Source organism: Aliihoeflea sp. PC F10.4 (assembly GCF_054612275.1).
This window is the reverse complement of record NZ_JBTSWH010000001.1, coordinates 4,254,679-4,273,036: the sequence shown is the minus strand read 5'-3', so window position 1 is coordinate 4,273,036 and position 18,358 is coordinate 4,254,679. Positions and strand designations below refer to the sequence as shown.

General features: G+C 62.1%; 19 protein-coding genes. 3 read left to right on the top strand and 16 right to left on the bottom strand.

Going from position 1 to position 18,358, the window contains the following annotated elements; all coding sequences use genetic code 11:
* Positions 1 to 46: 46 nt before the first annotated feature.
* Together ACX82Z_RS21470 and ACX82Z_RS21465 are read right to left on the bottom strand one after the other, a co-directional pair.
* Entirely contained in the window at positions 47 to 1,618 is a 1,572-nt protein-coding gene (locus tag ACX82Z_RS21470) for a hypothetical protein (RefSeq protein ID WP_459591115.1), read from the bottom strand.
* Between the two features lie 61 nt (positions 1,619 to 1,679).
* Entirely contained in the window at positions 1,680 to 2,978 is a 1,299-nt protein-coding gene (locus tag ACX82Z_RS21465) for an adenylosuccinate synthase (protein WP_459591114.1), read from the bottom strand.
* Between the two features lie 195 nt (positions 2,979 to 3,173).
* On the opposite strand from ACX82Z_RS21465, the gene ACX82Z_RS21460 reads away from it, so the two are divergent.
* From ACX82Z_RS21460 to ACX82Z_RS21450, 3 genes are read left to right on the top strand one after another with little or no spacing between them, the layout of a single operon-like run.
* Positions 3,174 to 4,067 carry a DMT family transporter gene (locus tag ACX82Z_RS21460; protein WP_459591113.1) on the top strand — a complete coding sequence of 298 codons (894 nt, stop codon included), beginning with the start codon at positions 3,174 to 3,176 and terminating at the stop codon, positions 4,065 to 4,067.
* Positions 4,068 to 4,122: 55 nt separating this feature from the next.
* A complete protein-coding gene (locus tag ACX82Z_RS21455) occupies positions 4,123 to 4,281 on the top strand; it encodes a YqaE/Pmp3 family membrane protein (protein ID WP_459591112.1) in 159 nt (52 codons plus the stop codon).
* Positions 4,278 to 4,664: a DUF4112 domain-containing protein gene (locus tag ACX82Z_RS21450; RefSeq protein ID WP_459591111.1), complete on the top strand. Its 387-nt coding sequence runs from the start codon at positions 4,278 to 4,280 to the stop codon at positions 4,662 to 4,664. The genes ACX82Z_RS21455 and ACX82Z_RS21450 overlap by 4 nt, the downstream gene beginning before the upstream one ends.
* Positions 4,665 to 4,712: 48 nt before the next feature.
* Here the strand turns inward: ACX82Z_RS21450 and serA are convergent, their stop codons facing one another.
* The 14 genes from serA to ACX82Z_RS21380 all read right to left on the bottom strand — a co-directional run bounded on the left by serA (position 4,713) and on the right by ACX82Z_RS21380 (position 18,348).
* A complete protein-coding gene (gene serA / locus ACX82Z_RS21445; RefSeq protein WP_459591110.1) occupies positions 4,713 to 6,308 on the bottom strand; it encodes a phosphoglycerate dehydrogenase in 1,596 nt (531 codons plus the stop codon).
* A gap of 56 nt (positions 6,309 to 6,364) precedes the next feature.
* Positions 6,365 to 6,799, bottom strand: a complete 435-nt coding sequence (gene alaE, locus ACX82Z_RS21440) for an L-alanine exporter AlaE (protein WP_459591109.1) — start codon at positions 6,797 to 6,799, stop codon at positions 6,365 to 6,367.
* Between the two features lie 3 nt (positions 6,800 to 6,802).
* Complete coding sequence (locus ACX82Z_RS21435) at positions 6,803 to 8,005, bottom strand: phosphoserine transaminase (protein ID WP_459591108.1); 1,203 nt, start codon at positions 8,003 to 8,005, stop codon at positions 6,803 to 6,805.
* Between the two features lie 166 nt (positions 8,006 to 8,171).
* The gene (locus ACX82Z_RS21430; protein ID WP_459591107.1) at positions 8,172 to 8,855 is read right to left on the bottom strand and encodes an outer membrane protein; all 684 of its coding nucleotides are present in this window, start codon (positions 8,853 to 8,855) and stop codon (positions 8,172 to 8,174) included.
* 167 nt (positions 8,856 to 9,022) lie between these two features.
* On the bottom strand, positions 9,023 to 9,823 hold the full coding sequence (locus tag ACX82Z_RS21425) for an outer membrane protein (protein WP_459591106.1): 801 nt from the start codon (positions 9,821 to 9,823) through the stop codon (positions 9,023 to 9,025).
* A gap of 203 nt (positions 9,824 to 10,026) precedes the next feature.
* Positions 10,027 to 11,379 (bottom strand): phosphoglucosamine mutase, encoded by a 1,353-nt coding sequence (glmM, locus tag ACX82Z_RS21420; RefSeq protein ID WP_459591105.1) that lies wholly within the window; start codon positions 11,377 to 11,379, stop codon positions 10,027 to 10,029.
* Positions 11,380 to 11,533: 154 nt separating this feature from the next.
* Positions 11,534 to 12,208 (bottom strand): DUF1028 domain-containing protein, encoded by a 675-nt coding sequence (locus ACX82Z_RS21415; protein WP_459591104.1) that lies wholly within the window; start codon positions 12,206 to 12,208, stop codon positions 11,534 to 11,536.
* Positions 12,205 to 12,720 (bottom strand): RNA pyrophosphohydrolase, encoded by a 516-nt coding sequence (locus ACX82Z_RS21410; RefSeq protein ID WP_459591103.1) that lies wholly within the window; start codon positions 12,718 to 12,720, stop codon positions 12,205 to 12,207. Before ACX82Z_RS21410 ends, ACX82Z_RS21415 begins: the two co-directional genes overlap by 4 nt.
* Before the next feature lie 10 nt (positions 12,721 to 12,730).
* Positions 12,731 to 13,852, bottom strand: coding sequence for a divergent polysaccharide deacetylase family protein (locus ACX82Z_RS21405; RefSeq protein WP_459591102.1), 1,122 nt, complete (start codon positions 13,850 to 13,852; stop codon positions 12,731 to 12,733).
* A 113-nt stretch (positions 13,853 to 13,965) separates the two neighbouring features.
* Entirely contained in the window at positions 13,966 to 15,297 is a 1,332-nt protein-coding gene (locus ACX82Z_RS21400; protein ID WP_459591101.1) for a S41 family peptidase, read from the bottom strand.
* Positions 15,287 to 16,579: a murein hydrolase activator EnvC family protein gene (locus tag ACX82Z_RS21395; RefSeq protein ID WP_459591100.1), complete on the bottom strand. Its 1,293-nt coding sequence runs from the start codon at positions 16,577 to 16,579 to the stop codon at positions 15,287 to 15,289. The genes ACX82Z_RS21400 and ACX82Z_RS21395 overlap by 11 nt, the downstream gene beginning before the upstream one ends.
* A gap of 118 nt (positions 16,580 to 16,697) precedes the next feature.
* Complete coding sequence (gene rlmH / locus ACX82Z_RS21390; protein WP_459591099.1) at positions 16,698 to 17,177, bottom strand: 23S rRNA (pseudouridine(1915)-N(3))-methyltransferase RlmH; 480 nt, start codon at positions 17,175 to 17,177, stop codon at positions 16,698 to 16,700.
* A gap of 67 nt (positions 17,178 to 17,244) precedes the next feature.
* Positions 17,245 to 17,604 carry a ribosome silencing factor gene (rsfS, locus tag ACX82Z_RS21385; protein ID WP_459911934.1) on the bottom strand — a complete coding sequence of 120 codons (360 nt, stop codon included), beginning with the start codon at positions 17,602 to 17,604 and terminating at the stop codon, positions 17,245 to 17,247.
* A 156-nt stretch (positions 17,605 to 17,760) separates the two neighbouring features.
* Positions 17,761 to 18,348: a nicotinate-nucleotide adenylyltransferase gene (locus tag ACX82Z_RS21380; RefSeq protein ID WP_459911933.1), complete on the bottom strand. Its 588-nt coding sequence runs from the start codon at positions 18,346 to 18,348 to the stop codon at positions 17,761 to 17,763.
* Positions 18,349 to 18,358 lie beyond the last annotated feature (10 nt).

The following is an 18,358-nucleotide window of genomic DNA, read 5'->3' as shown; positions in this document are numbered from 1 at the left end:
TCGCCCAATACGAAATGCGAAACGCCGGCCCTTGGGCCGGCGTTTTTTATTGGCCTTCTTCGCCGTCGCTTTCAACGAGCGGCGCTTGCGCGCTCCAAGCGCGAAGCGCTTCCTGGAAGACCCGGTCGCCCGGAATACCCTTTTCCATGGTCATGAGGGCACGTCGTCCCGACCCGTAGACGATCGGAACGTCGATCCAGCTCTGGCGGCTCAGGAGATTGGTGTTGGCATGCTGCTCCGCCGAAGAATCGGAAAGAGCAACGAGGAAGAAACCGTCCGCGATCTTGGCGGGAATGCCGATCAGGGGGCTGCCCGCCGCCTGCTCCGTGTCCTTCATCGCGATCCGCAGCACGTTGTCGATGGTGCCGCCCTCGAAATTGTCGGGCGTCAGGAAAATCATCTCGATGATATGGCTGGCCGGCAGCGACTGATCGCCATTTCGCCGGATCGTCATGCGCAGTTGCAGATCGCGCGCGGGAACCGTGACCTCCGCCCGGATCGCCGCTTCCGGCGGCAGATCGCCACCGGGCGATTCCTGCACGAGCGACCACAGAATCGTTCCCGTCTCGGCGGAACCCTCGGCGTTCGCCGTGCGCTCCTCATAAAAGATCGCGCGCTGACCGACCGCCAGTGGCGGCTGTTCTTCGTCCTGCGTCTCGCCGGGAGCCGGCGCGGATGTCGCGCCCTGCGCGTCATCGGGCGGCGTCACCGCCGCGATTGAGGTCCCCTCGCCGAGCCTGCGCTCGTCGCCGGCCGCGCCCTCGTCGACTTCGCTGCCATCTTCCATCAGGCGCTGGGTAAACTTTTCCGCATCTGCGTCCGCGTCAGTCGGTGCTGCCGCTTCCTCGTCGACGGGCGCTTCGGCGGCATCGTTACCCGTCGCCACTGGCGTGGTTTCCTCAGTCGTCGGCGCCGCACCGATGATCGATGCGAATTCGTCCCGGTTGAGCCATACGCCGTACCCTGCACCGGCGATCAGCAGAAGGAGGAGGAGCGACGCAATGGTCCCCGCACCAGGACGTCTCTTACGACGCGGCGGAACGCGCGGCGCATAGATCGGCTGTGCGGAAGCGAGCGTGTCGTTTTCGTCCTCGTCGTCCCGGCGAAAACGGTCGTCGTCTTCGGCCCGTCTGTCATCCGCCGGCCAACGATCCTCATCTTCGTAGCTGTCCACATACGAAGGTTCGACGCGGTCGTCGGAGTAATCGTCCCACTGGTCGCCGTCCGATGCGGGCGATTCGCGAGGGTAATCGTCGGCGTCGTCGCGTGCATATAGCTGATCGGCAACGAACGGCTCTTCCTGCCTGTACGGCTCCTCAACGGGATCGGCAGCACGCGGCGCTTCCGGCTCGTTACCGAAGAAGCTGGAAAAGTCGTCCTCGAAATCGGGATCGGCGGCGGGCGGCGGAACGTCATATTCCTCGCGAACCTGCGCGATGGCCGCTTCCAAAGAATTGCGCTGCCTGTCCGCCACAGCGGCCGGCGGAGCCGGGCTGAGCGCGGCGAGCTTCGCCTCGATGGTCGCACGCGCCTTGTCATAGACCTTCTCGCGCATCTGCGGCGAGTTGTCTTTCAGGCCGTCGATCGTCTTTTTGAGAACCGCTACGAAATCTGCCATGCGAAACTAATGCCTTATCTGGCCTCCATTGCGGAAGTCAGTGATCCCTATGGGTACGAACCTAGTCTTGAAAAGGATCGGTCACAAGTATGGTGTCGTCGCGCTCGGGGCTTGTCGAAAGAAGCGCGACGGGCGCACCGATCAACTCCTCGATGTGACGTACATACTTGACCGCCTGCGCGGGAAGGTCGTTCCAGGACCGCGCATTGGCCGTCGTGCCTTCCCATCCTTCGAGCGTCTCGTAGATCGGCTCGACACGCGCCTGTGCGCCCTGGCTTGCCGGCAGATAGTCGATCACCTCGCCGTCGAGACGGTAGCCGGTGCAGACCTTGATCTCATCCAGGCCGTCGAGCACGTCGAGCTTGGTCAGCGCGATACCGTCGATGCCGTTGACGGCGACGGCCTGACGCACGAGCACGGCGTCGAACCACCCGCAGCGCCGCTTGCGACCCGTCACCGTGCCGAATTCGTGGCCGCGCGTTCCAAGAAAATTGCCGATCTCGTTGTCCTGTTCGGTCGGGAACGGGCCTTCGCCGACGCGCGTCGTATAGGCTTTGGTGATGCCCAGAACGTAACCGATCGTGCTCGGCCCAACGCCTGAACCCGTCGCCGCCTGCCCGGCAACGACGTTGGACGACGTCACGAACGGATAGGTGCCATGGTCGATATCGAGAAGCGTGCCCTGCGCGCCTTCGAACAGGATGCGATCTCCCGCGCGCCGCGCATCGTCCAGCACCTTCCAGACCTTGTCCATGTAAGGAAGGATCGTGCCGGCGATCGAGGTTAGTTCCTCCATGATCGTCTCGTGGGCGACTTCCGGATGGCCAAGCCCGCGACGAAGCGCATTGTGGTGCGTCAGCAGGCGATCGACCTTGAGAGGCAGCGTGTCGAGGTCGGCCAGATCCATGACGCGCACGCCGCGCCGTCCGACCTTGTCTTCGTAGGCGGGACCGATACCGCGCCGAGTGGTGCCGATCTTGGTGCCCGAATTTGACGCGGCATCCTCGCGAAAACCGTCGAGTTCGCGGTGAAGCGACAGGATCAGCGCAGTGTTTTCGGCAATCTTCAGCCGGTCAGGCCCGATATCGACGCCCTGCCCCTTCAACCGGTCGACTTCGGCGACGAAAGCATGCGGATCGAAGACGACGCCGTTGCCGATGATCGACATCTTGCCCGGACGTACGACGCCGGACGGCAGGAGGGACAATTTATAGACCTTGCCATCGACGACCAGCGTGTGACCGGCATTGTGCCCGCCCTGAAACCGCACAACGACATCGGCGCGCTCGGAAAGCCAGTCGACGATCTTGCCTTTGCCCTCATCGCCCCATTGCGAACCGACGACCACCACATTGGCCATGAAAAACCTGCCTTCATCGATACCGGGGGAAAGCCCCGTGGAAAAACCAGTGGCTCTATAGCGGGCAATCAAGGCATGCGCGACCCCTTTGCGCACGAAAGCTTGCCCTCAGGACCAACGATTATTTGCATCGCGGCCCGTTTACCCTGCGGCGTGCGCTGAATAGACAGGATTTCCATCCAGTCGAAGGCCATCATGGTTCGCATCGCCTATATCCTCCTGATCCTGACAGCCCTGATGTGGGGCGGCAACGCCGTCGCCGGCAAGCTTGCCGTCGGCCATATCTCGCCGATGCTTTTGACTCTGATGCGCTGGTCGGTGGCACTCATCGTCGTCGGCGCGATCGGCTGGCGGCAATTGCGCGCGGACTGGGCGGTCGCCCGTTCCGGCCTCGTGCTCCTGCTCATTTTGGGCGCTGTCGGCTTCAGCGGGTTCAACGCCGCGCTCTACAGCGCACTTCTCTACACGTCCGCGATCAACGTCTCGATCGAGCAGGCCGCAATGCCCATGATCATCATGGCGGCGAACTTCCTGCTGTTCTCGATGCGCGTCACATCGCTGCAGATTGCAGGCTTCGTGCTTTCCATTATCGGCGTCGCCGTCGTGGCTAGCCATGGCGAACTTTCCCGACTGGTCGAACTCGACGTCAATCGCGGTGACGCGCTGATGGTGCTGGCCGTTTTATTTTACGGTGGCTACACGGTCTTCTTGCGTTTCAAGCCGGCCATCCACTGGCAAAGCACGATGATCGTGATGGTGTTCGGCGCAATCGTCGCAGCCCTTCCTTTCGTCGCGTGGGAAGCAGCAAGCGACAGGCTTATCCTGCCCGATCTGCGCGGCTGGGCGATCGTCGCCTATACGGCGCTGTTCCCATCGCTCTTGTCGCAGATATTCTTCATGCGCGGCGTGGAACTGATCGGTGCCAACCGCGCCGGTCTGTTCATCAATCTGGTGCCGATCCTCGGCACGCTCCTGTCGATCATCGTTCTCGGCGAAGCGTTTCACGCCTATCACGCGGCCGCGATCGTGCTCGTCATGAGCGGCATCGCAGTCGCCGAATATAGCGGGCGAAAGGCTGCGGGCGCCTGAGGGAAACTTAACGTCGCTCACGCGTTAAGAGCGGTCTTCATGGGGAATCTTGTGCATGGACATCGTCCGCATTCTGCTTGCTATCCTTTTGCCGCCGGTCGGCGTTTTTCTTCAGGTCGGTTTCGGCCTGCAGTTCTGGCTCAACATCCTTTTGACCCTGCTCGGCTACATTCCCGGCATTATCCACGCCATCTGGATCATCATGCGCAGATGAAGACGCCCGGCAGCGGCCGCGAAGTGGCGGTCGGTCCCGATTTCGCGGCCGAACTCAACGAGACGCAGAACCTAGCCTGGCTGCTCGACGCGCGCTGGCGCATTCCCTTGACGCGCATCCGCTTCGGCGTCGATCCGCTGCTCGGTCTCGTGCCGGGAGCCGGCGACGTCGTGGCGGGCGTCGTTTCCGTCTATGTGATCTTGAAGGCTCGGCGGCTCGGGGCGCCGAAAAGCCTCCTCTGGCGTATGGCGGCCAATGTCGCGATCGACACGGTCGTCGGCTCCGTGCCGATCGTGGGCGTTCTCTTCGACGTCTATTACAAGGCGTCGATGCGCAATCTGCGCCTTCTGCACGGCTGGCTGGAACAACGCGGCAAGATATGAAAAAGGCGCGGGATCGCTCTCGCGCCTTTTGATTGCGGTGGCCTTCGATCAGATAGCCACGTCGAAATGCAGCGGCTTGGCCGACTGGATCGCCGGATGCGCGCGCACTTCCTCGAGCACCTTTTCCGGGAAAGGTCCGTCGAGATAAAGCAGCGCGATCGCATCGCCGCCCGGCTTGTTTCGGCCGAGCTGGAAGTTCGCGATGTTCACGCCGTTCTTGCCGCACACCGTGCCGAGAAGGCCGATAATGCCCGGCGCGTCGGCATTGGTCGTGTAAAGCATGTGTTCGCCCACCTCGGCGTCGAGATTGATGCCCTTGATCTGGATGAAGCGCGGCTTGCCGTCCGAAAAGCACGTACCGGCGATTGAGCGCTCCATCGACGCCGTCTTGACCTTGAGACGGATATAGCCGTCAAAGACGCCCGACTTGTCGCGCTTGACCTCAGACAGGACCACGCCGCGTTCCTTGGCCATGATCGGAGCCGAGACCATGTTGACATCCGCGACCTGAGGCCGGATCAGGCCTGCCAGCGTGGCCGAGATCAGCGCGCGGGTATTCATCTGCGCCGTCGATCCGTCGAACAGGATCTCGACTTCCTCGATGGGCTCCTCCGTGACCTGCCCGACGAACGCGCCGAGCACTTCGGCAAGCTTGATGAATGGCTTCAGGCGCGGTGCTTCTTCGGCGGTGATCGAAGGCATGTTGATCGCATTCGTCACCGCGCCCTTGACGAGATAGTCCGCCATCTGCTCGGCGACCTGAAGCGCGACGTTTTCCTGCGCCTCGGAGGTGGATGCGCCAAGGTGCGGCGTCGCAACCACATTCTCCATGCCGAAGAGCGGGCTGTCGGTCGCAGGCTCCACTTCGAACACGTCGATGCCCGCGCCGGCGACCTTGCCGGACTTTAGTGCTTCGATCAGGTCCGCTTCGACGATCAAACCGCCGCGCGCGCAATTGATGATGCGCACACCATCCTTCATCTTCGCCAAGGCGTCCTTGTTGATGATGCCGCGCGTCTTGTCGGTCATCGGCGTATGAAGCGTGATGAAATCCGAGCGGGTGAAGATTTCGTCCAGTTCGACCTTTTCGACGCCGAGTTCGGACGCGCGCGATTCGGACAGAAACGGATCGTAGGCGATGACGCGCATCTTGAGGCCGACACCGCGTGCCGCGACGATCGATCCGATATTGCCGCAGCCGATCACGCCCAGCGTCTTGCCGGTGATCTCGACGCCCATGAAGCGGTTCTTCTCCCACTTGCCCGCATGGGTGGAGGCGTTAGCTTCAGGCAGTTGCCGCGCGATGGCGAACATCAGCGCGATGGCGTGCTCGGCCGTCGTGATCGAATTGCCGAAGGGCGTGTTCATGACGATGATGCCGCGCCGTGAGGCGGCCGGGATGTCGACATTGTCGACGCCGATGCCGGCCCGGCCGACGACCTTCAGGTTTGTCGCTGCGGCGATCAGCTTTTCGGTGACCTTGGTCGCCGAGCGGATTGCAAGGCCGTCATACTGGCCGATGACTTCAAGGAGCTTTTCCTTGTCCTTGCCGAAATCCGGCAGATAGTCGACTTCGACGCCGCGATCCTTGAAAATCTGGACGGCGGTAGGGGAGAGTTTGTCGGATACGAGTACGCGGGGCATATCGTTGCCTTTCGAGTGATCGGCCAAAGCCGCAATGAGATGAAATGGAGTGAACCTCAGCCGCCGAGCGACATCGGTTTTTGGCCCGGGCCATCCAGCCCGAAGCCTTTTCTGACGAATTCGAGCCAGAGCCCGTAAGGGCGTCCGAGAACGAACATGAGCGCGGCGAAACCGAGCGTGCCCCACAAGATGCCGCTGCCCTCAGCGCCGCCTGCGATGATGATCGCGATGTAGATCGGCACCTGGAACGCAAGCAGCGCGAAGCTGTCGACAGACAGCGAAGCCCATCTGGTCGTCGGCTTCGCCTTGTCGAACACAAAGTTCCGCCAAAGCGTGTAGGGACGCGCGGTCAGCACCATCAATGGCGCGCCGATCAACCGCGATGTCGTGACTTCGTCCCACGACATGCCGGCGATGAAGCGCTCATTCAATCCGCTGGCGATGGTGAAGAATATCACCAGCGCGAGCGTGTCCGCCACGAAGCTGCGCATGGATCACGCAGCCGCTTTGAGCGTGGCCTTCTGGCTGGCAAATGCCCAGTCGAGCCAGGGCATCAGGGCTTGAAGATCGGCGGCCTCGACCGTCGCACCGGCCCAGATGCGAAGACCCGCAGGCGCATCGCGATAGGCGCCGATATCGAAGGCGACGCCTTCCTTGTCGAGCGCGGAGACCATCGCCTTGGCAAATGCCTGCTGCTCGTCGTCGGCAAGTGCCGTAAAAGCCGGATCGACGATCGACAGGCAGACCGATGTGTTCGAGCGCGTCGCAGGATCGACGGCGAGATGCCCGGCCCAGTCCGACGCCGCAACGAAATCGTCGATGACCTTGAAATTGGCGTCGGCACGCGCGACCAGCCCGTCGAGGCCGCCCTGCGACTGCGCCCATTGCAGCGCGTCGATATAATCTTCGACGCACAGCATCGACGGCGTGTTGATCGTCTCGCCCTTGAAGATGCCCTCGATCAGCTTGCCGTTCGACGTCAGGCGGAAAATCTTCGGCAGCGGCCAAGCCGGCTTGTAGTTCTCGAGCCTTTCGACAGCGCGCGGCGACAGGATCAACATCCCGTGCGCGGCCTCGCCGCCCAGCACTTTTTGCCAGGAGAAGGTCACGACATCGAGCTTGTCGAAATCGAGCTTCTGGGCGAACGCAGCGGAAGTCGCGTCGCAGATCGTCAACCCTTCGCGGTCGGCCGGAATGAAATCGCCGTTCGGCACGCGAACACCGGAAGTCGTGCCGTTCCAGGTGAACACCACGTCGCGCGAAAAGTCGATCTGCGAAAGGTCCGGCAGTTCGCCGTATGGCGCTTCGATCTTGCGGGCGTCGTCGAGCTTCAACTGCTTGAGAACGTCGGTGACCCAGCCGGAGCCGAACGATTCCCACGCAACCATGTCGACGCCGCGCGCGCCGAGCAGCGACCACAGCGCCATCTCGACCGCGCCGGTGTCCGATGCCGGTACGATGCCGATGCGGTAGTCGGCAGGAACCTGAAGCACGTCGCGGGTCAGGTCGATAGCCTGTTGCAGCTTCGCCTTGCCGACCTTGGCGCGATGCGAGCGGCCGAGCGGCGCGTCGGCGAGCGCATCGAGCGACCAGCCGGGACGCTTGGCGCAGGGACCTGAAGAAAAATTGGGGTTTGCCGGACGGGTTTCCGGCTTGGACGTCGCACGCAATTCGGGCGTGGGAATAGTGGTCGTCATCGTGGCTATCCTTCCAGATAGATAGCTCCTCGTTGGGGAGGAGTGGCCCACGGACGGCGATATTCCTTTCGCAAAACGGCGTCAAGAGGAAAGCATCTGTCGCAAAACAGGCACGCGCAAAAAAGGCGGACCGAGGCCCGCCTGTTCATTCAGTATGGAAGCGCTCCTACCAGAGGTCGTAGCGCAGGCCGACCTTGATCTGGTGATAATCGACGCCTTCTTCGATGGTCGCGGTGTTGAAGTCGCGATATTCGGTCTTGGGCGAGTCGAGATACTGATAGCCGAGATCGACCGACAGATTGTCGCTGATCTGGTAGTTCACGCCTGCATTGAGCGCGTAGGCGAGACGGTACTGGTTGGAATCGATCTCGACAGGGAAGATGAAGTCGCTGGAATTGCGCGTATGAAGCACGCCGATACCCGCGCCCACATAGGGCGTAAACCCGGCAATCGTACCGAGATCGAGATAGGCGTTGGCCATTCCGTACCACGCCTTGTTCTCATCTTCGAGCGTACCAGAGAGAGCCGTGTCCACGCGGTAGCGATCGCTTCCGACGAACCCAACATTCACGTCGGAGCGCAGGAGATCGTTGAAGTGGTAGCCGATACCCACCGAGCCGGCGAACCGGTTGTTGCGAAGATCGCCGACGATGGGATCGAAATCATAGATCGGATCAGAGGCGATGTAGGTCACGTCGCCGCGCAGATACCAGCCCGAGCCGACTTCGACCGGCACGTATTCGGGCGCCTGCTCGATGAAGATCGGCGGATTGTAATCGGCGGCGAAAGCGCCGCCGCATAGCGTGGCGACGAATGCTGTGGAAGCGAGAAGGCGCAATGCGGTCCGCATATTGGTTGAACTCCGATGGCTGGCGACGGGCGTCCGAACTCCCGATTGCGAGCAGTATTAACCATGCCGGTTAATTCGCGGTTAAGGATAACAACCAGTTAGCAGGAGGCATCCGCGCGAAAACAAAAGGCCCGGACGATGCCGGGCCTCTCGTGAATGCGTTTCGCTTAGTTGAACTTGTAGCGGAAGCCCAGTTTCAGGTCGTGCGACTGAAGGTCCTTGAAGGTCCAGCCATCGTTCGGAACCGTGAAGGACGGATCGTAATTCTGCCCCGGTCCCGTCTGGCCGTCTCCGAGGAACGTATAGCTGTAGCCGAAATCGATGGCAGCGCGTTCGGTCAGGTCGTAGCTGACGCCCGCGTGAAGAGCCCAGGCCAGTTCCCACTGCGAGTTGCTGTCGGCATAGCCGCCGCCGCCGGTGAAGATGTTGCTGTCGTTGAACCCGGAAATGGTATTGCGCGACGCGCCGATGCCCGCGCCGATATAGGGCGACAGACCGGCATACTTGCCCAGATCGGCATAGACGTTCGCAAGAAGCAGAACTTCGGACTTCTTGGCGCGGTAATCGTTGATGCCGAAGATCGTGTCCGGATCGCCCGCAGCCGTGATCCGGTCGAGCGCCGTGAAGTTCGACTTGCCGCGATACTCGGCCGTCACGTCGGTGCGGAACCAGTCGTTGAACTGATAGCCGATGCCGCCACCGAAGATCGGCGCAGAACCGAAGCCGCCTTTGTCGAGCCAGATGACATCGATCGCCGGATCGTCATAACGGAAATAATCGAGGCCCTTGAAGCGCTGGTTCGACATGCCGATGTGGCCGCGCAGATACCAGCCGCCGAACGCGACGGGCTGCTCGGGAATGTAGTCCTTGTAGACCGGCTCTTGATAAATATCCGCCGCAAGGGCCGGAACGGCCGGGATGGCGATGATGCCGGCTACGGCCAATGCCGCGACGTTGATCGATTTCATGCTCTTCACCTCACGAAGCGCCGGGACGCTTAGCCACCCCCGGTAAACTGGTTCGGACGTGAAGATGCACGGCAAAGGTTAAATGCTGCTTAACCCTAATTATTTACCTTAATAAAGCGTATCCGAAACCATTCTTGGCGCAACAAAGACAAAGCCCCCGCGATACCGAGGCTTTGTCTTTGTTCGAATTCAAACGGACTTGATCAGGCGGCGCTGCGGGCAGTCGCGATCACCTGGACGAGCTCGTCCACGACCTTCTCGACCATCGCTTTGTCGTCCGCTTCCGCCATAACGCGGATCAGCGGTTCGGTTCCCGACGGCCTTATGACGAGCCGTCCCGTCTTGCCGAGCATGGATTCGGCATCCTTGATCGCCTGCTTGACCGGCTCGGTCTCGAGCGGTGATGCGCCGGAAAACCGCACATTCTTCAAGAGCTGCGGCACGGGTTCGAACTTGCTGCACACCTCGCTTACCGGCTTTCCGGCACGCTTGACGCAAGCCAGCACCTGGAGAGCGCAGACGAGACCGTCGCCGGTCGTCGAAAAGTCGGTGAGAACGACATGGCCGGATTGCTCGCCGCCGACATTGAACCCGTGGGCGCGCATGTGCTCGACGACGTAACGGTCGCCGACCTTCGTGCGGTGAAGACCAAGGCCCAGATCGCCCATGAAGCGTTCGAGGCCGAGATTCGACATGATCGTGGCGACCAGCCCGCCCCCGGCAAGACGGCCCGCCTTGTGCCAGGTTTCGGCAATCAGCGCCATGATCTGGTCGCCGTCGATGACGGTGCCGTTCTCGTCCACGATGACGACGCGATCCGCGTCACCGTCGAGCGCGATGCCGATATCGGCGCGGACCTCGTGAACCTTTTTCGACAGATTGAGCGGATGGGTCGATCCGCAATCCTCGTTGATGTTGAAACCGTTCGGATCGTCGTTGATCGTCACGACATCGGCGCCAAGCTCCCACAACGCGTTGGGAGCGACCTTGTAAGCTGCACCGTTCGCACAATCGACGACGATGCGAAGACCGCTCAGCGACATGGCGCGCGGCAAGGTGCGCTTAGCGAACTCGATGTAACGGTCCTGAACGCCGTCGATGCGCTTGGCCCGGCCAAGCCCGTCCGACGTCGCCAGAGCCTGATCGAGATCGCCATCGATCATATCCTCGATTTCCTGCTCGATCGTGTCCGACAGTTTGTAGCCGTCCGGCCCGAACAGTTTGATGCCGTTGTCGAAGAAGGGATTGTGCGAGGCGGAAATCATCACGCCAATATCGGCGCGAAGCGAACGGGCGAGCATCGCCACCGCCGGAGTGGGGATAGGTCCAAGCAGAAAGACGTCCATGCCTGCCGCGCAAAAGCCCGCGACCATGGCGTTTTCGATCATGTAACCCGACAGGCGCGTATCCTTGCCGATGACGACGCGGTGACGGTGCGTGCCGCGCTGGAATGACAATCCGGTCGCCATGCCGACGCGCATAGCGGTCTCGGCCGTCATCGGGAATTTGTTGGCGCGGCCGCGAATGCCGTCGGTCCCGAAATAGCGTCTCGTCATCGAGTCGTCCTGTCGTTGAAAACCACGTTATTTGCCACGACGTCACCAGTATCGCGCGTCAAGAATTGTTACCTGCCTAAAGACGTCACGATCTGCGGGCCAAGGCATTACCTTAAGCATCCCACAAGTTCTTAACGTTTCCCTGAAGTTCGGTCTATACGGCGCGATCGTCGATCTCGCCCATGGGGTTGGCGCGCGTCGACATGCGTTTGATGTGCGGATAGAGATCGCGCGAGAAGACCGCGTAGACGCGCCGCAATTCCGCGATCGGATCGTCGTGCTCATCCACCCGGACATCCCAGAGCGGATATTCTTCCGTGTCTACGACATAGACCGTCGACGACTTTTCTTGCTTGCGGTCGCCACCGCTGGCGTCTCCGGCCGCAACCGCCTCGACGAGCCTTCCGGCGAGCGGAAGATCGGCATGGGCGTCGAAAGCATCGCGAATGGCGGCTATCACCTGCGGTCCTTCGAGCCGGTTGCCCTGGATCGTCAGGTTTGGAAAGATCGCATGGCCGGCCCAGTCGATGCAGTCGCTTCCGGTCCACACAGCACCGTTGCCCGTCGCGTCCATCACCGCGAACTGGCGATTCTCGATCTCCGGATCGTCACCTTTCAAAATGCGCAGAACCTCTTCGGCGCTCTTGCCTTCGCGCAGCAGCGTCAGCCCGTCGATACCCAGATACGGATTGACCAGCGCCTGCGTGGCCACCGCTCCTGCTTTCGGCCACGCATAGGTCAAAAGCTTGCCGACTGCCGGCATCGCCGTCACCGCGCCGATACCGAACTGGCCGGTGCGGGCACATCTGGCAATCAGCGAGAATGTCATGCGGTCCGGCCGGCTGGAGCCAGATGGCCGAACGCCTCGATGACCGAAAGATAAACGCCACGTTTGAACGGAACGATCAGGTCCGGCAATTCCTGCATCGGCTTCCACGCCCAGTCGTCGAATTCGGCCGAATGGCCGCCAGGCGGCGGGTCGATCTCGATTTCGCCGTCCTCACCTTCGAAGCGGAAGGCGAACCAGCGTTGCGTCTGCCCGCGATACTTGCCCTTGAGCGCGATCCCGACGAGATGTTCCGGCAGGTCATAGTCGATCCAGTCCGGTGCCTCGGCGATCAGGGAAATGCTGCGCATGCCCGTCTCTTCGTAAAGTTCGCGGCGGGCGGCGACGAGCGGGTCCTCGCCCGGATCGATGCCGCCTTGCGGCATCTGCCAGAGGCGGCTCGCACCGGCCATCTCGCCATCGGGTTCGGCAATGCGCCGCCCGACCCATACGAGGTCGTCCCGGTTCAAGACCATGATGCCGACGCAAGGCCGGTAAGGAAGCTGCTTTGTCATGACGGCCGTTTTATCTGCGCTCGGGGTCGGTGGCCAGCGACGAATAGGCAACGATCTCGATACCGCGACGACGCGCTTCGGCGACCCATGACGTAACGGCGTCGACCGTCACGTCGAAAGCCGCCCCGACCACGACTGCCGAGCCGGTTGCGCGCGCGATCCTTTCCGCCTCGTCGAGCCTTTCGAGGATCGCGCCGCGATCGCGAACCGCATCGATCGTGACGTCTGCGGCGGCAAACGGCACACCGGAGGTCTGGGCCTCGTCGGCGGCAAGGCTGCGGGCCGACGATCCGTCGTCGAGATAGCCGAGCCCGCGATCGGCAAGTTCCGCCATCAATTCGCGTACCGCGCTTTGATCGCTCACCAGCCGCGCGCCCATATGGTTCATGATGCCGGTATAGTTCGTGATGCGCCCGAGCGACCAGTAAAGCTCCTCGCGGAAACCTGACGGATCGGCGCCCACCGTCAGCGTGCCGCGCCCCGGATCGACGCTTGGATAATCGAATGGCTCCATCGGCACCTGCATCAGGATTTCGTGGCCCTTGCGCCGTGCATTTTGCATCCAGCGGTCGAGGCTGTTTCCGGCCGACGCGAATGCGAGCGTGACTTCCGCCGGCAGCACCTCGATCGCGCGCTGCGTTCCTGTCTGCGACAGCCCCAGCCCACCAACGACGATGGTGATACGCGCGCCGCGCGCGCCTGACCACGGCCGCGCGTAGACGTCGAAGGGACGACGTCCATCCTCCGCGCGGCGCGGAAGCGGCCCGAAATCGGAAGCCTCGATCAGATCGGGGTCGGGCAGATGCGCCATGACCGCGCCCTGCGACAGCGATGCAGGATCGCGCACCGTCACACGTCCGTCGCCCTGCGGCTCGACACGCGTGACCGAAGGTCCACCTGCCCGCTCAGTTACAGCCGGGGCAGTTTCTTCGATCGGCGTTGCGATGACTACGGGTGGCGGCGAACGAAGGCCGTCATCATAAAGCATGGACGCAACCGACAGCGCGAACAGCACGATCGCAGCCCCCGCAACGGTTGCAAGCCGGATCGTCTCGCGGCGCTCGCGTCGACGCTTCGGGCGTGGTCCAAGCCCCAGCGGCCGGTCGATTTCCCTGTCGCCGAAATCAAGCACTGCGTTCGCCCCTATCCCGAATCATATGCCGAGAATCCTGCATCCTGGGCAAATATGCAAAGGCCGGCGAAGTCGCCTTCGCCGGCCTTTGGATTACAATGATCGCTCCTGAACTACTGCTGCAACACCGCACGATCGGGACTGGGCGGGAAAGACGGATCGGTCCGTTCTCCGCGCAGAAGATCGTAGGCGAAGTTGAGCTGGATATCGTCCTCGGGCTCCGGCGGCACATAGGACGAGGAACCGGAGCCGTCTTCACCCTCGCGCTCACCGCGAATATGACCCGGCAAGGCAGATTCACCGCGCGTCGCTTCCGCCGCGGCCGCTCTCAGTTCTTCCGGCAGCGGCTGATCGACCGAGATGTCCGGCGAGATGCCCGTGCCCTGGATCGAGGTGCCCGACGGCGTGTAATAAAGCGCCGTCGTCAAGCGAAGGGCACCGTTCTCGCCAAGCGGAATGATGGTCTGGACCGATCCCTTGCCGAAGGAACGCGATCCGACCACCGTTGCGCGTTTATGATCCTGCAACGCACCAGCCACGATTTCGGACGCACTCGCCGACCCGCCATTGATGAGGACGATGAGCGGCTTGCCGTCAATCGAATCGCCTGGCCGCGAATCGAAGCGCGTCACATTGGAGGCTTCGCGGCCACGGGTCGAAACGATCTCGCCCCGGTCGAGGAACGTGTCCGAAACGCTGACCGACTGGTCGAGCAGACCGCCCGGATTGAGCCTCAGGTCGAGGACGTACCCCTTGAGTTCGTCGTCCGGGATCTGTGACTTGATATCCTCGATCGCCGCGTCCAGATCGGTCTGCGTCTTTTCCGTGAAGGAATTGATCCGGATGTAGCCGATGTCGTCTTCGACCCGGTGACGCACGGCACGAACCTGGATAATGGCGCGCGTGATCTCGATATTGATCGGCTCGGCGGCACCTTCGCGAACGATCGTCAGATCGATCGACGTATCGACCTTGCCGCGCATCTTGTCCACGGCGTCCGCGAGCGTGAGGCCGCGCACTTCCTCGCCGTCGATATGCGAGATCAAGTCACCAGCCAGAACCCCGGCGCGTGCCGCAGGCGTGTCCTCGATTGGCGAAATCACCTTGACGAGGTCGTTTTCCATCGTGACTTCGATGCCGAGGCCACCAAATTCGCCGCGCGTCTGCACGCGCATGTCCTGCGCGTCGTCGGGCGTCAGATAGGACGAGTGCGGATCGAGCGATGTCAGCATGCCGTTGATGGCATTCTGGATCAGCTCCGAATCGTCGGGCGCGCTGACATATTGCGCGCGCACGCGTTCGAAAATGTCTCCGAAGATCGCCAGTTGCCGATAGGTCTCCGAGCCTGCCGCGTTAGCCGACGTTCCCACGCCGCCATGGACCAGGCTCATTGCGGACGCGCCCATCAACGCGCCGGCAATCAGAAGAGACATTCTACGTATCATTTCCTGTCCTTCCAGAACTGCGTTCCGCCCACCACGGTGAGGGATCGACGGGTTTTCCATCTTTGCGGAACTCTACATAGAGTTCCGGACCGTTGTTCGCATTGCCGAAGGCGGCTGCACTTGCCACCCTGGCTTCTCCCATGGCGCCGATCGGCTCGCCCGTCATCAAGGCCTGACCCAGCGCGACGCTCACGCTACTCATCCCTGCCAGGACGATATGATAGCCTTCGCCGACATTAAGGATCAAGAGTTGTCCGTATGATCTGAACGGTCCCGCATAAAGAACCGTACCCGCCGCAGGTGCCGTGACGATTGCCCCCGAATGTGTCCGAACCATGTCGCCCATCAGAGGTCGGCCCGCAACGTCGGGCTGGCCGAAACGCGGCCCGATCTGCCCGCGAACCGGTAGGATTATCTGTTTTTTGAGCGCACTGAAAGGAAGGCTCTGCGCTGTCTGCGGCGCGCGATCGCGGGCGCGCTGCCGGGTCGCTTCCTCGGCCTGACGCGCGGCTTCCACTTCTGCATCGCGTGCGCTCGAAATGTCACTTTCGAGTGATGCTATCAGGTCCTGCAACGAATCGGCCTGTTCGGCCATGGCGGAGGCGCGCGCCTGCTCGGCCGCCAGATCGGCTTGCGATCGCTCTTCCAGCTTGCGCTTTTCCTCCACAAGTCCGGCCAGACGGTGCTTTTCGCCGGCCTGATCGGCAACGGTGCGAAAAAGCTTCGACCGCTCGTCCTCAATGGAGGTTTTGAGCGCAGACAGTTCCTTCAGATCATCGAGCAGCGCCACCGTTTCGGATCGCATTTCCGGCACGACCGAGCCGAGCAGGATCGCGCTGCGCACCGATGCCAACGCGTGCTCGGGCTGGACGAGCACGGCCGGCGGCGGGTTCAGCCCCATTCGCTGCAAGGCTGCCAGCACCTCGGCCAGCAATTCGCGCCGTTCGCCGAGCGATCCGCGCAGCCGGTCCTCGCGATACCGCATCCCTTCAAGCCGATCGGCGATCGCCTCGATATCCTGCTGAAGCTTGCGCTCGGTCTTGGCCGCCTGGACCAATGCGGCCGATAAGGCAGCGTGATCCTTGCGCACCGCGTCGACCTCGGCTTCGAGTTCGGCGGCGCGCTCGCGCGTGACCACGATCTGCGAACTGATAGCTTCGAATTCTTCCGACGACTGGGAGTGGCGCAATTCAAGCGCGGCGATGTCGTCGACATCCGGGCTCGCCAGCGCGATCTGCCCGGCGCATAAAAGCGCCGTCAGCGCCGAAGCGATGCGGGTCATCCACCTGATCGTCGAAAAACTGCGCGCCATATCCAAACCGAATCGTCCCGTGCGATCCTGCCGCCGCGTTCGTTAACGAACGCTCAACCATGTGAGGGTTGTGAACAGGAACGGCAGTTCAATCGCGATGATAAGGATGGTTCGAGAGGATTGTCGTCGCGCGATAAAGCTGCTCGGCCAAAAGAACGCGCACGAGCTGGTGCGGCCAGGTCAGCGCGCCGAAGGACAGAACGAGATCGGCCCTTGCCCGCAACGCCGGATCGTGACCGTCTGCCCCGCCGATCGCAACGACAACGCCGCGTGCGCCATTGTCTCTTTGCCTGGAAAGATAGCCGGCGAAGCCACGCGAGTCGATGGATTTGCCGCGCTCATCGAGAAGCACGAGCATGGCGTCGCCGATCGTGGCTTCGAGTTTTTGCGCCTCTTCGCGCATGCGCTGCTCGGCGCTGCGGGCCTGACTTTCCGCGATTTCCGAGACGCCGGAAAACTCAAGCCCCACGGCCGGTCCCGCCTTTGAGAGCCGGTCGAGATAGCGCGCAACGAGATCGCGCTCCGGCCCGGCCTTCATGCGGCCGACCGCGTGAATGGAAAGACGCAACGTCCCGCTCCGTTCGTCGCGCGCGCCGATGTCCTGACCGGCGCGCCGTCAATCGATCCTGTGCCTTCTAGTGCACGGTTCCGTCATCGAGATCGGGCGCCTGCCACATCTTCTCGATATTGTAGAATTCGCGCACCTCGGGCCGGAAGATATGGACGATCACATCGCCGGTATCGACAAGCACCCAGTCGGCGCTGGCGAGACCTTCGACACGCGGCACGCCGAGCCCTGCCTCCTTGACCGCCTGGATCAGATGATCAGCGACGGCGGCGACATGGCGATGCGAGCGGCCCGACGCGACGACCATATAATCGCCGAGGCTGGACTTGCCCTGAATGTCGATGGGGACGATGTTTTCGGCCTTGGAGTCTTCCAGACTGGCAAGCACCGAGTTCAGGATCTGGGACGGCTCGACAAGGCGGGTCATCCCGGATGACGAAGGCACGGTTTCGGCCTTCTCTTGAAGTGCTGTTCTCAGCGTTTTTCCTTTCGATCAAGAACAACAGGCAGGGCAGCATTTGCCCTGTCCATTAGATAGGCAGAGTCGCGTTAAGGTTTCAAGACGTCCCTGGCACTCGCGCGATCACGATATACGCCCGCTCCGGATTGCGGTCGATGAAAGCGGCGAACGCGGGCCGTGGATGAACGTCCAGGCGGGCGGGCGCATGCGTGCCAGAAGGCCCGCATCCGTTTCATCGATCCGATGGCGGGAAAAGGTCTGCGCCATGCGGGCCGAAAGAAACGAAAGGGTCGAGCCCGGCCGGTCGATCACCGCGATCGGCACCGTGCGGGCGATGTCGCGCCAGCGCTGCCACAGGTGAAACTGGCGAAGATTGTCCGCGCCCATGATCCAGACGAAATCGACGCCCGGATTGCGTGCCCTGACAAAGGCAATCGTATCGGCCGTATAGCGCACGGCAGCGCCCGCTTCGAAAGCCGTCACCTTGATGCGCGGATCGGTAGCAAGCCTCTGCGAGGATGCGATACGGTCGGCGAGCGACGGTTGATCGCGCCCGGCCTTCAGCGGGTTGCCCGGGGTTACGATCCACCACAGCGCATCGAGGCGAAGGCGGCGAAGCGCCGTCTCAGCGACGAGCAAATGCCCGTCATGCGCCGGATTGAACGAGCCGCCGAAAAGGCCGACGGCCATGCCCTTTTCGGCATGAGGCATGCGCAGATAA